The organism is uncultured Parabacteroides sp., from assembly GCF_947855115.1.
In the GTDB taxonomy this organism is placed as follows: Bacteria; Bacteroidota; Bacteroidia; order Bacteroidales; family Tannerellaceae; genus Parabacteroides.
Genome location: NZ_CANTZW010000034.1, coordinates 14,524 through 37,559, shown reverse-complemented (window position 1 = coordinate 37,559; position 23,036 = coordinate 14,524). Strand labels below are relative to the sequence as shown.

Sequence of the window (23,036 nt, the reverse complement as noted above, 5' to 3'; positions counted from 1 at the left end):
GGATCCGTTATCGTAGGATGTTGCCTTTTGGCAGCATCCTGCTTTTTATCAGCCCAACAAAGAAAATATTTGGACCATCTATCTGATTATATAAAAAATACATCATCAGTCTTTGAATAGAGTTATGTGAATAGGAATGAGATAAACGGTAAATAATCCTTCAACTTGACTCGCAATATTTTCAAGGATTGTGTAATCCTGTATTCGACAGTTTTAATAGAAACACCCAAAGCTTCTGCGATTTGAGAATTGGATTGCTCTCCGAATCGGCTAAGTTTAAATGTTTCCCGGTAATTCTCTGGTAATTCATCGATTGCTTTCGTGATATTCTCCGTAAGTTCATTTACAAAATAGGTGTCAGGATTTTCAAATTGATCTTTGATTTTATCATAAATCAGGCTATGTACCCGTTCATGATACAATTGCTTTTTGATAGCGTTGAGGCAACGATGTTTAACAGCCATAAAAAGATAGGACTTCAAGGATATCTCTACAAATAAGGAATTTCGGTTTTCCCATATAAATAGCATTAGCTCCTGAATAAGTTCTTCGGCATCCTCATCAGAAACATATTGGGACGCATATTCGCATAGCGGCGAATAAAATTTGATAAACATCTGTTTAAAAGCGTCTTTACTTCCTAGTTGTATTTGTTCAATTAATGTAGAATCATCCATAAATCTTTTTTCACCCTTTCTTATCTGTAAGCAAAGATATATTTTATCTCGGATATTCAAGGTTAAAATGAAAAAGTTGAAAAAAATTGCTTTTTAGTTAAGGGTACGTTCTTGCAGGATTGTCTTAGCTATAGAGACGGATAAAAATGGAGACGAAAAATAAACATATTGATTTGCAAGAGCCGGAAGGCATGACATTTTTGCGATATATAAAGGGCACAGCTTCCAACGAGGAAAAAACTTATATTGAGTCTTGGCTGGAAGCAGATGAAGATAATGAGAGAATCTTATTGCAGACCGCCCGCATATATTATGCGAATAATGCGATGGAACGAATTGCTAGCCGAAATTCATTGGTTGCCTATGAAAAATTGGAGCAACGATTAGTGAAACGGACCTGTTTATATTGGTTGAAGAAACTCTCTGTTGTTGCAGCTTGTATAATTGCTATCATTGGGCTATCAAGCTTAATTTCATATATAAGGGTAGGGTCTAGTGTTGGTGCTCCTCAGTATATAACGCTTGAAGCCAATGCGGGGATACGCACTCATTTTAATTTACCAGATGGTACAGTCGTGTATTTAAATTCAGGCAGTAGCCTGTCCTATCCGGTACCATACGATTCTAAAGAGAGAAAAGTATGTTTATCAGGAGAAGCTTATTTTAAAGTTACTCATAACGAAAAACAACCTTTTATTGTTAGTGCTTTCGGTAATCGATATAATGTGAGGGTACTGGGGACAGAATTTAATATGCAAGCATATGAAAGTGAAGATCAGATATCGACAACTTTAGTAAAAGGTTCAGTGAATGTAGAAGTGAAAAATAAGATAGGGAAGACTTATAAATGGGAATTAAAACCTTCAGAGAAAGCCGTTTACAATGTAGATGAAGGAAAGATCTCGATAGCGAAAGTAAATACGATTTATGAGACAGCTTGGATGGAAGGGAAACTTATGTTTAAAAATATGCCTCTACCTCAGGTACTAAAGAGATTATCTTATTTTTATAATGTCAAATTTGAAATACAAGATCCAGTGATTAATAGTTATTACTTTAATGGAATATTTGAGAATAAACAGTTATCTCAAGTTTTGGATTATTTGAAGATTTCTTCACGAATAGACTATGAAATCAAATATGCTATGACAGATGACAGCCAAGGTTCCCAAAGTACAATGGTTATATTGAGAAAGAAAAAAAATGAGTGAAGTTAAAATAGAAGTTGAACCTTAAATGTATTGCTTATGAGAGAATAGAACCTTCAGACTCTATTAAAAAACATACGGAGAGATGTTACCAGCATCTTTCCGTATGAAATCATCGATAGTAAGTCTTTAAACAGTACTAAAGAATTTATTTTTTAATCTTAAATCAGTTACAAAAGTATGGTAAAAAATTATTATTACCAACAGGGAAGGTATATTCCTACCCAAAGGTTGGTTCACAAAGTCGCAAGAACCATGAAGTTAACCTGTTTGTTGCTTTGTTTATCTATTGGATTTGTATTTGCCAATCAGTCACAAGCCCAAAGAAATGTATTATCTTTAGATTTATCAGAGACTACTGTTTCTGATGTTTTGGAAACTTTGGAGAAGCAAACTGATTTTCATTTCTTTTATAATAGTAAACTAGTTGATGTCAATCGTAGGATATCGGTGAATGTTAAGGAACAAGACCTTTTTTCTGTCTTAAATCAAATTTTTAAAGATACAAACATTCTTTACAAGGTGGTTGATAAAGACATTATACTTACAGTTGCAGACTCCAAGAGTAAAGCTCAAGATAGTCGAAAGGTGACAGGTAAAGTAACAGATAGCAGAGGTGAAGCTATAATCGGTGTGAACGTTATTGAAAAAGGAACTACAAATGGGACAATTACAGATATTGGTGGAAACTATAGTATTGATGTTCCTTCTGGAGCTATATTGGTGTTTTCATATATTGGGTATGTCTCTAAAGATATATCAGTAGGGAATAATTCAGTTGTGAACGCTACGTTATCTGAGGATATGCAATCGTTGGATGAAGTGGTTGTCGTGAGCTATGGTACACAAAAGAAAAGAGACTTGACAGGATCTGTTTCTAAGGTTAATGCGGACGAATTATCAAGTATACCAGTCGGGCAGCTCGGGCAAAAATTGCAAGGGCAAGTTGCAGGTGTGCAAATCAATCAAGTTTCAGGAATGCCAGGTCAAGGTATGGCATTCCGTATTCGTGGAGCTGCCTCTATAAATGGTGGTAATGAACCTTTGTTTGTGGTGGATGGATTACCGATATCAACCGGGTTAAATAATATCAATCCGGATGAAATAGAATCTTTCTCTATATTGAAAGATGCTGCGGCAACTTCTCTGTATGGTTCGAGGGCCGCAAACGGAGTTGTCTTGATTACCACGAAACGAGGAAAACAAGGTCGGACGGAAGTAAGTTTAAATGCTTCGTATGGAATACAATCAGTCCGGGGATTAAAAGAACCAGATGTAATGAACGCACGCGAATTTGCTCAATTCCAAAAAGAGTTTTATGAGGACAAGGCTAAATATGAGGGCTATACGGGAGGTGTCCCAGAGGCTTATCAACATCCAGAGCAATATGGGGAGGGTACGAACTGGTATAAAGAATTAACTCATTCGGCTCCTGTTCAAAATTATAGCTTAAGTATTTCGGCAAGTAAGGATAAATTCAATTCTGCGATTGTCTTAGGTTACTTTCGTCAAGATGGTGTTTTGTATAATACTAATTTTGAGCGTTTCTCTCTTCGTGCAAATAACGATTATCAAGTGAATGATCGTTTGAAATTAGGCTTGAACATAGCACCGACATTACAATTGGCAAAAAATCAAACGATTGATGGACAACGTAATTTACTGAGTGCGGCTACATTAGCTTCTCCGTTGCTAAGTCCTTATGATACAAATGGAGATTATGTTTTGGCTTTGGATGCGCCTAATATGTTTCCACAACCAAACTGGCGACGGGTATTAGATGAAAAGATTGATCAGAGGAAAACGATAACGGTCCTGAGTAATATGTTTATGGAGTTGGATATTTGGAATGGTATCAAATATAAACTTCAAGCTGGGGTAGATATTGGATCGAATAATTTACGAGATTTTACTCCATCCACTGCTGGAGGCGCTTTTAATATTGCGCCCCCTCAAAAGGCAACGGCTAATTTTAATACGGGCTTCTATTATAACTGGACGGTTGAAAATATGTTGATGTATAATAAGACAATTAAAGATCATAGTATAGATGCGTTGATTGGCTATACTGCGCAAAAATATACGTGGGAAGGTTCAGATTTGTCAGGAACAGATTTTCCAGATGATGATATCTCTTGGATTGATGCGGCGGCTACTAAAAATGGAACTAGTACGATGCAACAATGGGCGATGGCTTCTTTCATTGGAAGGGCTAACTACAGTTTTAAGGATAGATATTTGTTGCAAGTAACATTCCGTCGTGATGGTTGTTCTCGTTTTGGATCAGGAAATAAATATGCGAATTTTCCTTCAGTCTCTGCGGGATGGATTGCCTCTGACGAAGCATTTATGCAGCCAATGTCTCAAATATTGAATTATTTGAAGGTCCGTGCGAGTTATGGTTTGACTGGTAATTATAATATTGATAATTATAATTATCTAGCTCGGGTTACTAAGGCAAATTATGTTTTAGGGGGAGCTTTAGCACCGGGTAAAGCTTTGGAAAGCTTAAGGAATAATGAATTAACTTGGGAAGAGACAAAACAGTTAGATTTAGGTATTGATCTTGGTTTCTTGAATGATCGTATTTTTGTGATGTATGATTATTATTTGAAACGTACGGATGGAATGTTGTATCAGACGGATATTCCTGCGGCTACAGGTTTTTGGGATATACAATCCAATATGGGGGATTTCAAGATATGGGGGCATGAGATAACTGTTACATCTCGTAATCTTGTGAATGAATTTAAATGGACTACTAATTTTAATGTTTCTTTTAACAGGAATAAAATCTTAAAATTGGGTACGGAAAATGCTCCTATTGGAGGATATGAGACTTATGGTGATTTTAATCGATTAGAAGTTGGACAACCGATTGGTGCCTTGTTTGGGTATATTTATGATGGGGTATACATGACGGAACAAGAATTAAATTCCCAGCCTAAACATGCTACATCAGAGATTGGAACCGCTCGGATGGTAGATGTAAATAATGATAAAAAAATTGATGCTGATGACAGGACGATTATAGGAAATCCTACTCCTGATGCCATTTTTGGTATGACTAATGAATTCCAATATAAGAATTTTGATTTGAGTATATTACTTCAAGGTCAGATTGGTGGAGATATAATGAATGCTAATTATGAGAATACAGAAAATCTGGATGGTGTGTTCAATGTCCGTAAGTATGTGCAAGACAGATGGCGTTCTCCGGAGAATCCAGGAAACGGTATTGTTCCACGTACAAAATCAGGGACAACAGAGTTATTCCGTTTAGGGCATAGTGGACAAGTGTATGATGCTTCATATTTGGCGATCAAAAATATTACCTTGGGATATACGATTCCATTTACTCCTAATCATTACATATCGAAACTTCGTGTGTATTTGACTGCCCAACAACTTGCTGTTTTTACAAAATATCCGGGTCTTAGCCCAGAAGTTAGTCAAAATGGAATGGATTGGAGAGGATTAGGCGTAGATCGTACGGCTTATCCAGTACCTAGAACATTTAGTATTGGGTGTAATATAACTTTCTAAGAACCTGTATAAAATAAATGAATTATGAATAAGTTAATAAGTATATGTATAACTACTTTGTTTTTAAGCTCTTGTTCTAGTGATTTTTTAGATTTGGCACCTCAGCATACAGGAAGTGAATCTACTTTTTTCAAGACGGAAGAGCATTTTACGCAAGCTATTAATGGAGCATATCAAAAATTACGTGATGTTCATGGCGTTTATGGAACATTAATGTCTGAAATGCGTGCTGATAATACTCATTATATCCGCTTTGAAGCGGATAGAGCACAACGTCAATATGAGGAAGTTGCAGATTTTACAAATGATGAGCAGAATATTGTAACTGATGATATGTATTACAACTGTTTTTCTGGCATTTCTAGGGTAAACTCTATATTGGATCGTATAGAGGGAATGGAATTTTCAGAAGAATTTAAAAATCATATAATAGGGCAAGCGAAATTTTTGAGGGGGTATTATTATTTTCAATTAGTTCAGTATTTTGGAGGAGTTCCTTTATATTTACATGAGGTAACTGGGGTTAATGATGCGTTTTTGGCTCGTTCTTCTGAGGAAGAGGTTTACAAGATAATTTTGAGTGATGTAAATGATGCCGTTGCTAAACTTCCAGTTGTTAGTTTTCCACAAGATGGTTCTGCTACACAAGGTTCTGCACGTATGTTATTGGCCTATGTATTGATGACAATGCCTTCTCGGGATTATGTTGGAGCAGAAGCCCAATTAAGGGAAATACTGAAGATGGGATATGAATTACAAACAAATTATGCCTCAGTTTTTGAACCTTCGAATAAGAATAGCAAGGAATCTATTTTTGAAGTGCAGTTTCAACAGGGGGATCAAGGACAGGAAAGCAACTGGTTGTATTATTTTATACCGAGAACGAGTGAGGCTGAGATTATAACAGGTGTTCCCGGAAGTAATACGCTTAGCGATGCTGGCTGGAATATACCCACACAGGAGATGGTTGATTCTTATGAAGAGGGGGACTTGCGTGTAGATCCTTCAATTTCTGTAATAGCAGGGCATAATGATGAGTATGGACGTTTTGTATATGATAAGGTTTTTAATGTAGGAGATCCAGGAATTAAGAACTATCCTATATCTTATTATTTTATCAACAAATATCATCATGCTCATTCAAAAGTGAAAAATACGGATGATAATTGGCCTGTTTATCGGTATTCGGATGCTCTTCTTTTACTAGCGGAATGTTTGGTACAACAAGGTAAGGCGGGAGAAGCTGTAACATTCGTAAATCAAGTTCGCCAACGAGCAGGATTGAAGGCTTTGTCTATGGTGAATGCTGATATTGTTGCAAAAGAGCGTCGGCATGAATTAGCTTTTGAAGGTCATAGGTGGCAGGATTTACTCCGTACGGGAAAGGCTATAGAAGTGATGTCTGAATATGGAACACGTATGAAATCTTTATATCCGTATTTGACAGAAAGAACTTATCAGGTAACAAAAGAGAAATTAGTGTTCCCGATACCTTATCGTGAACTTCAAATTAATTCTTTGCTTGAACAAAACCCTGGATATTGATTGCTAAGAAATGAGTTTGTTCCGGAGGCGCTTTGTTCTCCGGAACGAATAGGAATACTATCTTTACCATTATTTGTTAACTGAAAGGTCTCTAGGGGCTACTAATTATTTAGAATTTATGAAACAACGATTTTTCTTGCTGTTGTGTTTGTCATTTCTTATACCTTCCGTAAATTTTGCGCAATCTCAGAAGTATAAGGGATATCCAGAGCGGGGAGGAGATATTGATGTCTTATCTGGCTTTCAGAATCCCCCTAAAGGATATGGGAATGTTCCTTTCTATTGGTGGAATGGAGACCGTTTGGATAAAGAGCGGTTAAAAGAGCAATTGGATATCCTTTCTTCTTCTGCGACAGACGGCTTTGCGGTTAGTTATATACATACAGATCCGAAAGTGGATACCTTGTTTAATAAAGGTGGGTATGGACTGTATGGACGGACTGAGCCCGGTGAACCTTCTGTATTCTCAGAAGAGTGGTGGAATATTTGGAAATGGTTTTCGGGAGAATGCGCTCAACGTGGATTAGGGATTGGACTAGATGATTATACGGTTGGTTGGATTGGAAACGGCTATTATCCGGATGAATTGGATACTATGGATATCTTTAAAGGGTATAAAGGAGAGTTAGAGATAAATGTATTTCCTGTAAAAAAGGAGGAGGTTTTCCAATATGATGTTCCGGAGGATTTAGTGGCTGTTGTCGCTTGGCCCGGTAAGATTAATCTCGAAACTAGCATTAAGAATAGACAGATTATTTGGAAATCTCCTATAAGAGAGGATGTGAATGTTTATGTTATTAAAGCAAAGAATAAATATGTCCTTCATCCGGATTATGGGAAGACTTTGGTTGATGTCTATTTTAATCGTTTTGAAAATAAGATGGATTCTGTGGAAAAGGCTGGCATGAATTACTTTTTTCAGGATGAATTATCATATCCAATCAGTATGATGTCTTGGTCTGATGATTTTCAGTCGGAGTTTCAAAGACGAAAAGGATATGACATAACTCCATATCTACCAGCGTTGAAAGAATATATAGGTCCGGTTACTCCCAAGATTCGATTAGATTATGCGGAGGTTTTAATGGATTTGTCTGAAGAACGTTATTACCGACCAATTTATGAATGGCATGCCAAGAGAGGGCTAATATATGGTTGCGATAATTTAGGACGTGGACGAAATCCATTGTCTTATGTTGATTATTTTCGTGCGATCAGTTGGTTTACTGCTCCGGGAAATGATGCTCCATCTATGGGATCCAGTTTTTTGGAGACGAAAGTTTCGAGTTCTATAGCGCATTTATATAACCGTCCAAGAACTTGGTTAGAAGCTTTTCATAGTATGGGTTGGGGGAGTTCCGGTGCATGGTTGACTCAGCAAATAGATCATCATTTTATGGCTGGTGGTAATTTAGTTTGTATGCATGGTTTGTATTATTCAACTCATGGTGGTTGGTGGGAATGGGCTCCACCTTGTTTCCATTTTCGTATGCCTTATTGGCCTCATATGAAAACTTGGTTGAAATATACGGAAAGAATGAGTTATCTGTTGAGTCAAGGAGAACATGTTTGTGATATAGCCCTCATGTATCCGACCGAATCCATGCAAGCATATCCAGATATGACAGCTGATACAACATTTAATTTGGCTATGAAATTAAGTGCTGCCGGATTGGATTATGACTTTATTGATTTTCGTTCTTTAAGGCAAGCCTCTTTTGACAAGAGCTCGTTACATATAATGAATGAGAAGTATAAAGTAATGATTATTGCAGGAATGAAAGCTATGCATTATTCTTCTTTGCAAAAACTTAGGGATTATTATAGGGCTGGTGGCATTATTCTGGCAACCGGGGAGTTACCCTCTGCTAGTAGTAGAATAGGTGAACAAGATAAGAAGGTTGATGAAATAGTAAAAGAGATATTTGGTTTGACTGCGATGGAGGCTCGTTCAGGTAAAATGGGGCAAATACAAAAGAATGCGGCAAATGGAATTGGGTGGTATATTTCTGATGGTTCAATTGAGAAATGTATCCCTCTGTTGATTACACCAGATTTTATTCCTAATGAAAATGGAGGTAAAGTGTTGCATCGAAAAGTTGGTGATCGAGATATTTATATGGTAATGAATGTAGATAAGAACTCTAAGTGTTTTTTCCGTAGTACAGGCAAAGTGGAATTGTGGGATGCTCAAAATGGAACGATACGCCCCTATCCCGTTCTTCGCCAGAATGAAAAAGGTACTTGGTTAAAATTGAATAAAGAATATACCAATTCATATTTAATTGTGTTCTCACCGGGTAAACCCATTCTAGAAAATATTTTGGAAAAGAATGAATCCCTTGACTATGAAATTTTGTTAGATGGAGAATGGACTGTCAATTTGCTGCCGACATTAAATAATAAATGGGGTGATTTTCGTCTACCCGCATCCAATGAATATATTGAAGCTGAAGCTCGTATTTTTCGTTTTATGGCAGAGAAACAAGCTCCTAAGTCTTGGATGGAAAAAGATTTTAAGGATGAGGGTTGGGAAGAAGGAATTTATGGATATGGACCTCAATATGAGACTTATTCAGATTCATTCCCTAATTGGAAAACCGTTTCGTTTTCTTGGCAGTATGGAGTATGGGATAATCCGGGTGCTCAAGGATATCATGGGCTGAAAGGTAAGATTAGTGATGGCTTTTTTATTTTAGATCAAGGAGGATTGCAAAGGTTTAGGACTTATGTGTATGTAAAGGATAGTGGCACTTATCGGGTGGAGCAGATTGGAACATTTGCGGATGTTATTTTAATAGACGGTGTATTTGTTCATGAAAAAGTAGATTTGGCGAAGGGATGGCATTCTTTGCTTGTTGAGTATGCGAATACTTGTAAAATAGAATATAAATCCCAAACTGGAGCTTACCATGATGACCGTCCTCGAGGTGCCGTAGTTCTGTTACCAGAGAAAGTCGTAAAACCAATAAAACCATCTGCCTATTCGGATGAAATATCGATGTGTTGGGCTAAAGCGGAACACTTATTTTTTGATCCGTACCAAGGAAAGTATAATAGATGGAATTATCGTTTTCAATCAGTTCCGGGATTACAGGAAATGGATTTTGCGATTAGGGGTAAAGATTTGAAAGTGTGGGTTGATGGAAAGGCACTTCCGGATTCTACTATACATCTTTTGAATGAGATGAGTTTAGATGGCATTAATCGATACAAGGTGATTTTTCCGGAGACAAAACAAAGAATAGGAACTATCGCTTTTTCAATTACTGCTCACATAGGTTATCAAGGGACAGCGGTATTGGCAGAACCTGTAAAATTGAAAACAGGAACAGGCCTGCTTTTGAGAGGAAATTGGGCAAAAACGGGAGCTCTACGCTGCTATTCTGGAGGTATGATTTATAAACAAAATGTTCGTTTACCAAAGAAATACCTCAATAAAAAAGTTTTATTGGATTTAGAGGACGTGGTAGCTACTTGTGAGATAAAGGTTAATGGTCATTCTGCAGGGATTTTAATGAGTCCTCCATATAAAGTGGAGATAGGCCAATTTCTGAAGGAAGGTACAAATGAAATTGAGGTATTGGTTTATAGTACATTAGCAAATCATTATCAAACTCAGCCAACACCCTATCGTGGAGATCCTAAAGCCGGACTTATAGGTCCAATATCTTTGTTGATTTTTAATTAATTTGAAAGGATTGTACAATGAAATATTTTATATTTTCACTGATTTTGTTATGTTGTTCTGTGTTTATGAAAGGACAAAATCAATATAGTGCGGAACCATCTCTTGTATTGTTAAAAGAACGTTGGGAAGCAGAATGGATTACTTGTCCGGAAAGTTCTTTATATGATTACGGTGTTTATCACTTTAGGAAAACACTGACATTAGATAATCAACCAGATTCTTTTATTATAAATATATCCGCAGATAATAGATATCGTTTATTCGTAAATGGGAAGCCGGTTTGTTGGGGACCGGCAAGGGGGGACATTTATCACTGGTATTTTGATACGGTAGATATTGCGTCATTGTTAAGACCCGGGAAAAATGTATTAGCTGTATTAGTTTGGAACTTTGGAAACTATACTCCGGGAGCACAGATGACTCTGAAGACTGGTTTGATTGTACAAGGAAACTCTTCTTTGGAGGCACAAGCAAACACGGATAAATCTTGGAGAGTTTATCATGATCTTGCTTATTCTCCATCTATAGAGTATTTACAAGATGTTGGATGTTGTGATATTTTGAATGCATCATTATATCCATGGGGCTGGGAGAATTTGGATTATAATGATACCGACTGGAGAGAGGTTCGTACGATAGGTCGTGGACAACCTTATGGAATAGGTTCTGGATATGATTGGATACTATGCAAAAGAGATATTCCATTTATGGAAGAATCTTTATTACGCATGAACCGAATACGTAGGGCAGAAGGTATTGATTTACCGTCTGATTTCTTAAAAGGTAAAGCGGAGCTTAAAGTCCCAGCAAATAAGAAGGTATCTCTTTTGATTGATCAGGATTTTTTGACAACGGCTTATCCTGAATTGATTGTTTCGGGGGGGAAGAATAGCCTAGTTAAGTTTACTTATAGTGAAGCTATGTTTAAGGACGGAGAAAAAGCAAACAGAAATGAGATTGATGGACGGGATGTCATAGGGTTTGTGGATAAATTTTATCCGGATGGAGGCTCGAATCGTCTTTTTCGTCCTTTATGGTTCAGAACTTATCGGTATATTAAACTGGATATTGAGACTAAGGATGAGGCTTTAGTTCTCCATGATTTGTATGGTATGTATACAGGATATCCATTTAAAGAAAATGCTTCTTTTGATTGCGATCAGGATTTTATGAAACAAATTTGGGACACTGGTTGGCGTACGGCACGTCTATGTGCGCATGAAACTTATTTCGATTGCCCATATTATGAGCAGTTGCAATATGTGGGCGATACACGTATTCAAGCTCTTATTTCTCTTTACGTAGATGGGGATGATCGTTTAATGCGAAAAGCAATTAAGATGTACGATTATTCTCGTTCTTATGAAGGAATTACGACAAGTCGTTATCCGAGCCGTGTTCCTCAATATATTCCACCATTCTCTTTATACTGGATTAATATGGTACATGATTATTGGATGTATCGTGATGATCCTGCTTTTGTGAAAAACTGTATTTCAGGGGTGAAAACAATACTGGAGTGGTTTACAGATAAAGTGGATAAGGAAACAGGGATGCTAGGAGCTATTCCTCATTGGAATTTTGTGGATTGGCCAACTCAGTGGCCATGGAGCAAAAATAAACCGACAGGTGGGGTCCCTCCGGGAGGAATGACTGGCGGCTCCTCTATCCTTACTTTACAATTAGCTTATACATTAAAAGATGCCGTGGAGTTACTGAATCATTTTGATGAGAAAGAATTGGCCGCTCAATATGACTCATTACGGATTTCTTTATGTGAAAATACATGGAAGCATTGCTGGGTTGAAAAAAAACAATTATTATGTGATGATATATTGAAAACAAGTTATAGCCAACATGCTAACATAATGGGAATATTGTCTGATGCTATTCCTGCTAAACTTCAGCAAGATCTATTGACACGCTTAGATACGACTTCTTCTTTAATTCAGGCAACTTTCTATTATCGTTTTTATTTGTTTCGAGCTCTAAAAAAAGTAGGCTTGGCTGATCAATATGTATCTATGTTGAAACCTTGGCAAGATATGTTAGGTATGGGATTGACTACTTTTGCGGAGAATCCGGAACCTAGCCGTTCGGATTGCCATGCTTGGAGTGCGAGCCCCGTTTTTGATTTTCTAGCGACAATTTGTGGAGTGGAGCCGGCAGAAGCAGGTTTCCGTTCTGTAAAAATAGAGCCCCATTTAGGTTATTTGAATAGAGTAGAGGGAAAAATACCTCATCCATTAGGAAATATTTCTATAATATTAGAAAGGGAGAATAAAAGTATTAAAGGTAAAATTGTATTGCCGGAAGGTTTGCCTGGTCGTTTCATCTGGAATAAACAAACCCTAATTCTTCATTCTGGACAAAATCTGATAGATCTATGAATATGAAAATTAATTATTTGATAATATTAGGATTGTTATGTATACAAGATATGATGGGACAGTCGGATTTTAGATTGGCTCCTATTCTGAGGATAGATGATAATACACTTATGGAGAAGTTTAAATCCCCACCAGGGGAAGCTCGGATGTCTTGTTATTGGTGGTGGATAAATAGTATGGCGACCAAAGAGTCTATAACAAGAGATCTTGAAGAAATGAAAGCTAAGGGATATGGTTCCGCTACATTAATCTATGCGGGAAGCTCTAGTTATGAGATCGCTACGAAAACAGCACATGGACCAGTATTTATGTCTCCTGATTGGATGGGGTTATATAAACATGCGGTACGAGAGGCTGATCGACTGGGGATAAGCTTATGTGTCAATGTACAAAGTGGTTGGAATCCGGGAGGACCCTCCATAACCCCGGAATATGCATTGAAAAAGTTAACATATTCTGAGTGTAATATCAGTGGTGGAAAGATACTTCATATGAAATTAGCACTTCCAGAATCAAATCTTTTGTATCGTGATGTCTGTGTTCAAGCAGTGAAACAATTGCCAGAAGGTACACCTATGAAGGATGAGGCAATTCCTTATTGGTCTGCTAAATCATTTAACTCAGGGCTTGGTTTTCAAGAAATATTCCCACTAGATAAATTGAGGGAGGGATTCCTTTTTGACTCAAATGCAGAAGTGATAAAGAAAAGTGAGATTCTGGATTTGACAGATTTTTTTGATGGAGAAACTCTAAGCTGGAATGCTCCAGAAGGTAATTGGACTATTATACGGTATGGTTGGACTTGTACGGGGGTGCGTACTTCGACAACAAGTGATGGGTGGGAAGGTCTATCGGTAGATCACTTAAGTGCGGAAGCTTTTGATGTATTCAGTAAAACTGTCATAGAACCATTGATTTATACGGCGAAAGAGGCCGGTAATAGTGTTCGTTTTCTTCAAACGGATAGCTGGGAGATGGGAGTCGTGAATTGGACAAATCGTTTCCCCGAAGAATTTAAGAAGTATCGAGGATATGACATATTTCCTTATCTTCCGGTTATGACTGGTCGCATTGTAGAGAGTCCAGAGCTCTCTAATCGTTTTTTACAAGACCTTCGAAGAACTGTGAGTGATTGTATCTATGAGAATCATTATATGTTATTCAAAGAGTTGGCTCATAAACATGGAATGATGATTGACCCGGAATCGGGAGGTCCTTGTTATACTCCTGTTGATGCGTTACAGATAATGAGTATTAGCGATATACCTCATGGTGAATATTGGGCACGATCTATTTCTCATGTTGCGTCTGAAGGAGCGAGACTATCAGTTAGACAAAGTGCTTGTGTAGCGCATACGAATGGAAAGAGATTTGTGGAAGCTGAAGGACCAACGAGTATTGGTCCTCAATGGGAACGATCCCCTAAAGATTTAAAGGGTGTTCTAGATCGAATCTTTTGTTCAGGAGTTAATCGTTTAGTTTGGCATGCGTTTGTTTCCTCTCCAAAAGAGTATGGCGTGCCCGGGAATGAATATTTTGCGGGAACACATTTAAATCCAAATGTAACTTGGTGGGAGCAGGCTGGAGATTTTGTAGATTATATAGATCGGTGTTCTTATTTGCTTCAACAAGGATTATTTGTGGCAGATGTTCTTTATTATACAGGAGATGATGTTCCTAATATGGTTTTTCTGAAAGAGGAGGTAGACGATCTAAATTTGGGGTATGACTGGGATAAATGCTCAAAAGATGTGATTTTAAATAGGCTTTCTTTTTCTGAAGGGAAGATACGCTTACCGGATGGAATGTCGTATCAAGTATTAATATTACCTCCTCACAAGACAATAGATTTGGAAGTCTTAAGAAAAATAGAACAGTTGGTATTACAAGGTATGACTGTGATTGGTGAGCCTCCTCTTAGAACGAGTGGCCTAACCAATTATCCGGAGGGTGATAAAGAGTTGTATGAAATTCGGAATCGTATGTGGGGATGGCTAGATGGAGTAAATAGAACGGAACAAACCTATGGTAAAGGGCGTGTAATTTGGGGGCAAGATATAAATAATGTGCTAATGTCTATGTCGGTGAAGCCTGATTTATCATATACAAGCCATCGATCGGGAACATTATTGGATTATATTCATCGAAGAACAGAGGAACAAGATATTTATTTTGTTACAAATCGGTATGCTGTAAATGGCATTAATGATTATTTCTATCGGTATATGCCTTCTTTGCCAGATCGTTATGAATTTGTGAATTGTAGATTTAGGGTAACAGGAAAAGTTCCTGAATTATGGAATCCACAAACTGGAGACATAAGGCCTATTTTAAATTATTATGAAGAGAACGGAACTACGGTTATTCCTTTGCATTTTAATCCGGAAGGCTCTGTTTTTGTAGTATTTAGGAATGCGGAGAATACGAATAATCATATCGTGAAAGTAGAGCGTTATAGTTCTGTGATATTCCCAGATGATTTAGAGGTTGGCCAATATCCTCCAATTGAGTTTGAAACCCAAAAAGATGATATTGTCGCTAACATATATGATCCCGGGAATTATAAAATTTATTGGAATAATGGAAATGTTTTATCTATAGAAAGTAGTGAGAAAATAGAGGAATATGTTATAATGGGGAATTGGGTTGTACGCTTTGATTCTTGTTGGGGTAAAAGTGAACCTGTCATTTTCAATGAATTATGCTCATGGACAGATTTTGAAGATCCGGAGATCCGCTATTTTTCAGGGAAAGCAATTTATGAAAATGGATTTTATTTAAAGGCTGAACAGTTAAGGGATAAAAAGATGAAATTAGACTTAGGGAATGTTCAAGATCTAGCTGTGATTAAAGTTAATGATCATGCCTTCCCAGTTTCTTGGTCGGCTCCTTTTGAGGTTGATATCACTCCTTATGTAAAAGAAGGCCAAAATACTTTATCAATAGAGATTGTCAACTTATGGCCTAATCGCCTTATCGGAGATAGTAAATTGCCTAAACAAGAGAGAAGAACTAAAACGAATATCATAAAGTTCGATGCTCCGGATTCTGAAAAATATTTACGAACTTCAGGGCTTTTGGAACCAGTAAAAATCAAGTTTTTCAAGCAAGTGAAAATTGGATATCTATAGATCAGTAAAAATGAGGCTAAACTCCATCCGTAATAGATAGAGGTTATTTCTTTTTAAGAGGAAATAACCTCTTCTTATTTTTTTATTTTATATTTGTTCAGTCAACATGTGCTAGAGGAGATGGATGTAGAACGGATATACCTAGAACGATTACGAGGCGGTTCATACAGAGACTTTACGAAGCTGTATGAGTCATATGCTTCACGTCTATATGCGTTCGCATTACACTTGACTCATTCTGAAGCTTTAGCAAAGGATATTGTACAAGAAACTTTTATTAAAGTATGGGTACGGAGAGAACATATTGATTTAGATATGTCTTTTGAGGCTTTTCTGTTCACTATGGCCAAGAATCAATTGCTGAATGAGTTTCGTAGACTGGCGAATAGTCCGATTTTTCTAGATGATGTCATGTTGAATGAGTCTGAAGATGGAGAAGAAACTGCGATTGAACGTAAATTATCTTTTGAGGAATTTAACCATAGATTGGAAATAGCGAAACGAAAGTTGACACCCCGTCAACGGGAACTATTTGAGTTAAACAAAGAACAAGGTATAACTGTGGCAGAAATAGCCGCTAAGACTTTAATCTCGGAACAGTCTATCCGTAACCAGTTATCGCAAGCCTTACATGTCTTGAGAAAGGAATTGGGCCGGTATGCCTTGTTGTTCTCTCTTTTCTTTATCGGATAAAATCAAAAAATCATATTATTATGTTTTATAACATATAAAAAAGCATGTTATAAATTCACGATTCATGTGTATACCTTATAAAAAGGATATTATGCAGGAATCATATACATATTATTTGCTCTCAAAGTACGTAGATCACACAATTTCTGCGGAGGAGTTGGAAACACTACGGCTTCTGGTTAATTTATCCGATGATGATGAATTATCGTTGTCTCTATCTCGTTTATGGGAAAAATGGCGATTCACGGAGGAGGTGAATGAGAGAGTTGTACGAGATATGTTCAGCGAGATTCAGAACCGAACGAGAAAAGAACGATTTGTCATGATGTTTAGAAAACTGGCTCGTGTCGCTGCGATACTATTAATACCTTTATTGAGCATGTTGTCTGGTTATTTATACTTCAATCCTGTTGATCGGAATGATAGTACTGGTAATTTAGTGGTTCGTGTAGATAAAGGGGAGAAATCGGGGGTGACTTTACCTGATGGAACACAAGTAAAATTAAATGCGGAATCAAGATTAAGTTACACTCATGACTTTGGTAGGGAACTTCGGCAGGTTAATTTAGAAGGAGAAGCTTATTTTGAGGTGACTCGGAATGAGAATAAACCTTTTGTGGTACATACGAAATATTTGAATATAGAAGTGCTAGGAACAAGTTTTAACGTGTATTCATATGAGTGTGAGAATGTAATGGAGATGGCTTTAATATCGGGGCAGATTAAGCTACAGACTTGTTCAGACCCTTCCCGTGTCGTTTATCTAAAACCGAATGAAAAAGCACTGTTTAATAAAGAATCGGGCGTTATAACTGTGGAGAAAACAGACAATCGGTTTGAAACAGCATGGTTAAGAGGGGACTTGGTTTTTCGGTCAGCGAAGTTGAGCGATGTCTTGACTAAACTAGAGCGTAGGTATGGTGTAAATATCCATTTGAAAGACTCTTCTTTAGTGGATGACTTATTCACCGGATATTTTGATAGTGAGTATATCGTAGAAGTAATGGATCTTTTGGAGAAGCATTATGACTTTACATATGATGTACGAGGAGACGATATCTTTATACATCCTTGAGTGAGTGAAAATAAAAATGTATAACCTTAAATTAGTTCTTTATGAGACAAGATTCTTCATAGTAAAAAACGGAACCGAAAAATGGTCGAGATTTTCCGGTTCCCCATCAATACTCCATTTACGAGAATGGCGATTAGGCCATAAAACGGATTGTATCAATTTAAAAAAGTAATATATGTTCAAAAGTAGAAAAAATCATTGTAGTTATATAATATTTTTGGCTCTATTTCTGTTTTTTAATCCTATTTTGGTATTAGCTCAGACGGAAAGTATTACTCTTTCTATGAAGAATGCTACATTAAAACAGTTTTTTGAGGCCATAGAGAAACAGACTACTTATATATTCTCTTATCGGGATGCTATAGTAGAAGGAAAGAAAGAGATAACCTTAAATGTGACGAATCAGCCAATTAAACGTGTACTAGACGATGTTTTACATCAAAGAGACTTACAATATACGATAGCAGGTCATTCTATTATCGTTACTTTAAAAGCTGCAGGTAATGCGAAGCTGGTATCCGGTACTGTTGTGGATAGTAACGGTGATCCGGTAATTGGTGCAAATGTCGTGGAGAAGGGTACTACGAATGGAACGGTAACGGATATATCCGGAAATTTCTCGTTAAACATAGATGAGGCGAGTATTTTGCAGGTCTCGTATATAGGGTTTAATACTCAAGATGTTGCGGTGAACGGGAATTCAAGTTTAGTGATAAACCTGAAAGAAGATACTCAGAAACTAGATGAAGTAGTCGTTGTGGGTTATGGTGTACAGAAGAAGTCGAATGTAACGGGATCGGTCGCTTCTATCAAAACCGATGATTTCAATGACTTAAATATGGATGTGTCTCATGTTATTCAAGGACGTGTGGCTGGTGTTAATGTCTCTAATGGAAATATTATCATTCGTGGAGCGGCTTCTATCAATGGTGCAGATCCGTTATGGATCGTGGATGGGGTACCAGGTAGCGCTCCTAATTTTAACGATATAGAATCTATTGAGATCTTGAAAGATGCAGCCTCGACTGCTATTTACGGTGCTCGGGGAGCAGGAGGTGTAATTCTCGTTACCACTAAAAAGGGAAAGATTGGGAAACTCTCTATTAACGCAAGAGTAAATTTTGGAATAGAAACTCCAATTGACTTGCCAGATATGCTGCATACCGCAGATTTTATTGACCGGAAGTTGGCGGCAGGTTTCCCGAACAACCCTAACTCTGGCTGGGATAATCCTTCTTCGCTACCGGATACGGATTGGGAGGATCTGGTTTGGCGTAATGCTTTTAGGCAAAACTATTTTTTACAGATGACAGGAGGTAATGAGAAAACTACATTCAATATGTCTGCTGAGTTCTATAAAAATCAGTTTATTGAACGTTATTCTTTTGAGGATGCGGGTAATTTCCGTGTGGCCAGCCAGACAAATATAAGTAAACGTGTGAAGTTTTCCGAGATACTGACCGTTGGCTTTAATAATACAGACCCTCATTTGTACGGGCAGACGGATAATGACTATGTTTATTACCGTCAAGTTCCTACAATGGTCCCTTATGACAATACCAACGAATCAGGAGGTGGTTGGGGTAAACATCCGGCAGGAGGCTACTATGAAGGACCTAACCATGTGGCTACACTAATGTCGCATCATGAGAATGAGCGTAGGTTCTGGGCTCGGGCGAACGCTATTTTGGACTGGGAGATTATCAATGATTTAAAGTTCCAGGCGAATTTCTCCGCTAATTTTGACTCTCATGCGAATAATTTGTTTTTGGAGTCATGGAATTTGGGATCTTTGTCCCAGCAGGATTATTACTCGAAAGATTATGGTTCCGGTTATGATTTACGTATGTTGTATACATTGACTTATGACCATACTTTCGGAGGAAAGCATTATGTAAAAGGTATGGTAGGTTACGAAGCTTATCGTGCGACGGCTTCTTCTGCCGGAGGTTGGAAAAATGGTTTCTTGGTTCAGCCCTCGGATGATATTAGTTTAGGTACGGGAGATAAAGATGTGTCTGGAACGAAGACACAAAGTCGTAGCTTATCCCAGTTTGCTCGTGTAAATTATGCGTATGATGATCGTTATTTGCTTGAGGCTAGTATCCGCCGGGATGGTTATGATAATTTTGGCCCGGATAACCGATTTGGAGTGTTCCCTTCGGCTTCTGTCGGTTGGAATATCGGAAAAGAAAGTTTTGTAAAAGACAATATAACATGGATGTCTCAATTGAAATTGAGAGGTAGTTATGGTAAAATCGGTAATAATACGATACCCCAATTTTTATATGAGCCTTCTTTCACGAATAATTATCTGTATTATTCATATGACGGACAAAATACGGAGCGAGGATTCTGGTATTCGAATGTTGCGAATGCCACGATTAAATGGGAAGATGTGGCTCAATGGAATGTGGGTATTGATGCCAGTTTTCTGAATAACCGATTGAATACGACTATTGAGTATTATGATAAGAAAACCTCCGATATGCTGTATTCCGTAGGTGTGCCTCCTTCGGCCGGCCCTTCTTCGGAGCCTTTTAGTGAGACGTCTTCTTACAAGGCTAATATTGGAAAGATAAGCAACCGAGGTTTCGAGTGGATGGTCCAGTGGAGGGATTCTTACAAAGATTTCCGGTATGACGTGGCATTTACTTTGTCTACCAATAAAAACAAAGTGATTAAGTTAAGTGACCAAGTGAATCCGATTATTTGGGCTGGAAGCGATGCTGCTTTAAATAGTTCTATTTATCGTACGGAAAATGGGCAACCGATGGGACAGATGTATGGATATGTAGTAGAGGGTATCATTCAAGACCAAGCAGAGATTGATGCCTTAAATGCGCAATCTCCGGATGGATTGTACCAACAAGCGGGTACTGCTCCGGGAGACTTGAGATATAAAGATTTAAATGGAGACGGTAAGGTGACAAATGAGGATAAGACGTATATTGGTAATCCTTGGCCGGATTTGATGTATGGACTGAATATAAATTTGTCGTGGAGAGGTTTTGACTTAAGCATGGGGTGGTTAGGAAACGCAGGTGTTGATGTCTTCAATAGCGCTAAGCTTTATGAGAGAAGTTTCTATGGCGACTATAATACGACTTATAAGGTATACGAGGCATGGAGCCCGACAAACCGGGATACTCCACATCCTCGGGTAACGAAAGAAGATCCGAATGGAAATTTCAAGAATGTCTCCTCTTATTTTGTGGAGGATGGTTCTTTCTTTAAACTGAAGAATTTGCATTTTGGCTATAATTTACCGAAATCGTTACTTTCTCATTTGAAGATCGAAGGATTGAAATTCTATATTAACTGTGATAACCTATTTATTATCACTAAGTTTCAAGGGGATCCCGAATTGGGTGGTGGATATTTGGAACGAAATATGTATTCTGTGAAACGTGCCCCATCCACTCGCACCATTATGGGCGGTTTAAGTTTAACCCTCTAAAATAATAGGAAGATGAAGAAATTAGTTATATTATTGGCAGCTGCGCTAACTTTTAATAGTTGTTCGGATAGTTTTCTGGATTTGTCAAATCCAAGTGCATTATCTCCAAGTGTTTACCCTAAGACCATGGCAGATATGGAGACAATTGTGACATCGATTTACGCAAATATGGTTGCCGTACCTTTGTATGGGAAAAGAGTAATGGCGAAAGGGACTTTCTGCGTGGATCATACGGTGGATATGGCTTGGACAGGTGATGCTAACTGGAACCAATTAGCTACCAACCAAGTGACTTCCGATAATGCTTACATTGGGACACTATGGATCGGTTATTATAAAATGGTCTCTTGTGCGAATACTGTATTAGAACAATTAGAGAGGATCAGTAAGGAGAAGTTTACGGATGCGGACTTGATGAGACTTTCACAAATGAAAGGAGAGGCTCTATTTTGGAGAGGATGGGCGCATCAACAATTAGTAGCGTTTTTTGGAGAGGGGTATCCTTGTAACGGGGATGGCGATAAAAAAGGCGTTCCTATCCGTCTACAGGTTGCCTCGACTCCGGAGATGCTGAATATAGAGCGTAGTACGGTAGCTGAGGTATACGATCAGATCTTAAAAGATTATGAGGCTGCTAAGCCTCTGTTGCCAGCTGCATGGGAAGAGAGAGCAGATTATCCTCGCCCAACTTCTGTTGCTGTCGCAAGCTATATTGGGCAGGCGAATTTGTATATGGGCAATTACGATGCGGCGAAGGCAGCATTGAAAGAGGTAATTGATTCTTCTGGAAAAGAATTACTTCCTTTCGATGAATATGAGAAGATGTTTAATGAGGATCAAGAGAAATTTAATAGGGAATCTATCCTAGAGATTAATTTCCGGAATGGAGATACTTCTGGATATTACTGGTATGGAGAAGGCTCTCAATATGGATTAGTGGCTGCCTTATGTTTTCAAAATGCAAATGGAGATGTCGAGGCTGCCGGCTGGGGTAATATTTTTTTCCACGATGCGAATATCGAACGTTTTAATGGAGATCCTCGTTTGGATATTGCTGCTTTACGTCCGGGAACTCCTGTTATCATGAACGGGCAGCAAACTCAAGTGTTGAAATATAAGGATACGGAGGCCGATATTCAAGGTTGGAGCATGCGGAAATATAATCCGTTGAAAAGTACGGTAAACGAGTTGAATTTGGGGGTTGGCATTAATATGTACTTGATGCGTTTAGCTGATGTGTATTTAATGTATGCGGAAGCTTGTCAAGCTACGGGAGATGAGGGAAATGCCCGAAATTATATGAATCTGGTGAGAAGAAGGGCTTATAGAGGGGATAGTTCCCATGATATAACGGCTAGTGGAGATGCCTTGAGGGATGCGATTCGTGAAGAACGTTTCATGGAACTTTGTGGCGAAGGTGTACAGCATTGGCAGGATGTTTGCCGCTGGAAAGTCTTAGATGAGGAAATTAGTCGTTGGTATGGAAAGACACGTGTCGGTAATCCGCATTATGATGAGAAAGATTTGTATTTCCCGATACCAAAGGTCGAAATGGAAAATAACCCGAATATGGAACAAAGCATAGGTTACGAGAACGAGTAGGTATAACCTGTCGAGAAG

The 23,036-nt window shown here is 38.0% G+C and carries 11 protein-coding genes; 10 read left to right on the top strand and 1 reads right to left on the bottom strand.

From position 1 onward, the window contains the following. Positions 1-122: 122 nt before the first annotated feature. Entirely contained in the window at positions 123-677 is a 555-nt protein-coding gene (locus tag Q0110_RS16150) for an RNA polymerase sigma-70 factor (protein ID WP_297908782.1), read from the bottom strand. 146 nt (positions 678-823) lie between these two features. Between Q0110_RS16150 and Q0110_RS16145 the strand changes: the two genes are divergently transcribed. From Q0110_RS16145 to Q0110_RS16100, 10 genes are all read left to right on the top strand, one after another. Continuing rightward, positions 824-1,888 carry a FecR domain-containing protein gene (locus Q0110_RS16145; protein ID WP_297908780.1) on the top strand — a complete coding sequence of 355 codons (1,065 nt, stop codon included), beginning with the start codon at positions 824-826 and terminating at the stop codon, positions 1,886-1,888. 177 nt (positions 1,889-2,065) lie between these two features. Further along, positions 2,066-5,431 carry a TonB-dependent receptor gene (locus tag Q0110_RS16140; protein WP_297908777.1) on the top strand — a complete coding sequence of 1,122 codons (3,366 nt, stop codon included), beginning with the start codon at positions 2,066-2,068 and terminating at the stop codon, positions 5,429-5,431. A 24-nt stretch (positions 5,432-5,455) separates the two neighbouring features. Continuing rightward, positions 5,456-6,976, top strand: a complete 1,521-nt coding sequence (locus Q0110_RS16135) for a RagB/SusD family nutrient uptake outer membrane protein (protein WP_297908775.1) — start codon at positions 5,456-5,458, stop codon at positions 6,974-6,976. Positions 6,977-7,094: 118 nt separating this feature from the next. Beyond that, positions 7,095-10,667, top strand: a complete 3,573-nt coding sequence (locus Q0110_RS16130) for a glycosyl hydrolase (protein WP_297908773.1) — start codon at positions 7,095-7,097, stop codon at positions 10,665-10,667. 17 nt (positions 10,668-10,684) lie between these two features. Further along, on the top strand, positions 10,685-13,057 hold the full coding sequence (locus Q0110_RS16125) for an alpha-L-rhamnosidase (RefSeq protein ID WP_297908771.1): 2,373 nt from the start codon (positions 10,685-10,687) through the stop codon (positions 13,055-13,057). Further along, positions 13,054-16,188 (top strand): glycosyl hydrolase, encoded by a 3,135-nt coding sequence (locus Q0110_RS16120; RefSeq protein ID WP_297908769.1) that lies wholly within the window; start codon positions 13,054-13,056, stop codon positions 16,186-16,188. Before Q0110_RS16125 ends, Q0110_RS16120 begins: the two co-directional genes overlap by 4 nt. Before the next feature lie 120 nt (positions 16,189-16,308). After that, positions 16,309-16,881: a sigma-70 family RNA polymerase sigma factor gene (locus tag Q0110_RS16115; protein ID WP_297908766.1), complete on the top strand. Its 573-nt coding sequence runs from the start codon at positions 16,309-16,311 to the stop codon at positions 16,879-16,881. 91 nt (positions 16,882-16,972) lie between these two features. Further along, a complete protein-coding gene (locus Q0110_RS16110) occupies positions 16,973-17,956 on the top strand; it encodes a FecR domain-containing protein (RefSeq protein WP_297908763.1) in 984 nt (327 codons plus the stop codon). Between the two features lie 283 nt (positions 17,957-18,239). Continuing rightward, the gene (locus tag Q0110_RS16105) at positions 18,240-21,416 is read left to right on the top strand and encodes a TonB-dependent receptor (RefSeq protein ID WP_297908760.1); all 3,177 of its coding nucleotides are present in this window, start codon (positions 18,240-18,242) and stop codon (positions 21,414-21,416) included. Positions 21,417-21,428: 12 nt separating this feature from the next. Further along, positions 21,429-23,018 (top strand): RagB/SusD family nutrient uptake outer membrane protein, encoded by a 1,590-nt coding sequence (locus Q0110_RS16100; protein ID WP_297908757.1) that lies wholly within the window; start codon positions 21,429-21,431, stop codon positions 23,016-23,018. Positions 23,019-23,036: the final 18 nt, after the last annotated feature.

Coding starts and splice junctions, on each gene's coding strand:
- Q0110_RS16130 (WP_297908773.1), top strand. CDS start 7,095: ATGAAACAACGATTTTTCTTGCTGTTGTGTTTGTCATTTCTTATACCT.
- Q0110_RS16110 (WP_297908763.1), top strand. CDS start 16,973: ATGCAGGAATCATATACATATTATTTGCTCTCAAAGTACGTAGATCAC.
- Q0110_RS16100 (WP_297908757.1), top strand. CDS start 21,429: ATGAAGAAATTAGTTATATTATTGGCAGCTGCGCTAACTTTTAATAGT.
- Q0110_RS16145 (WP_297908780.1), top strand. CDS start 824: ATGGAGACGAAAAATAAACATATTGATTTGCAAGAGCCGGAAGGCATG.
- Q0110_RS16140 (WP_297908777.1), top strand. CDS start 2,066: ATGGTAAAAAATTATTATTACCAACAGGGAAGGTATATTCCTACCCAA.
- Q0110_RS16105 (WP_297908760.1), top strand. CDS start 18,240: ATGAAGAATGCTACATTAAAACAGTTTTTTGAGGCCATAGAGAAACAG.
- Q0110_RS16150 (WP_297908782.1), bottom strand. CDS start 677: ATGGATGATTCTACATTAATTGAACAAATACAACTAGGAAGTAAAGAC.
- Q0110_RS16120 (WP_297908769.1), top strand. CDS start 13,054: ATGAATATGAAAATTAATTATTTGATAATATTAGGATTGTTATGTATA.
- Q0110_RS16115 (WP_297908766.1), top strand. CDS start 16,309: ATGGATGTAGAACGGATATACCTAGAACGATTACGAGGCGGTTCATAC.
- Q0110_RS16135 (WP_297908775.1), top strand. CDS start 5,456: ATGAATAAGTTAATAAGTATATGTATAACTACTTTGTTTTTAAGCTCT.
- Q0110_RS16125 (WP_297908771.1), top strand. CDS start 10,685: ATGAAATATTTTATATTTTCACTGATTTTGTTATGTTGTTCTGTGTTT.